General features: G+C 48.5%; 1 protein-coding gene. It reads right to left on the reverse strand.

Annotation, left to right across the window (positions count from 1 at the left end; genetic code table 11):
- On the reverse strand, positions 1 to 228 hold a 228-nt coding region (locus AB4585_RS26795), incomplete at its 3' end, for a class I SAM-dependent methyltransferase (RefSeq protein ID WP_372171778.1).
- Positions 229 to 272: the final 44 nt, after the last annotated feature.

Genomic DNA, 272 nt, shown 5'->3' on the forward strand with positions numbered 1-272 from the left:
AGATTGCCCTTTACCACCACCAAATTTACGGCGATGCGCCACGGCTCCACCAGCAAAGTCCACGAAGATTGACCCTAGTTTAGGCTCATCCAGCTTTTTTAGTTCTAGACGCTCGCCTAACTGCAAGGCAAACTGACTATCAGGATCATGTTGCAAGCCCCAACGCTCCGCCAATGCTTGGATCTGTAATTGTTTGTCTTCGGACTGCGCTAGAAGTTGAATCTGCAACGTCATCTCTCTAAAGTTTAGGGGTCTGTCGACCTGATTAGGAT

Origin of the sequence: Vibrio sp. 10N.222.49.C9 (genome assembly GCF_041474985.1) — a bacterium.
Taxonomy (GTDB): domain Bacteria; phylum Pseudomonadota; class Gammaproteobacteria; order Enterobacterales; family Vibrionaceae; genus Vibrio; species Vibrio crassostreae_C.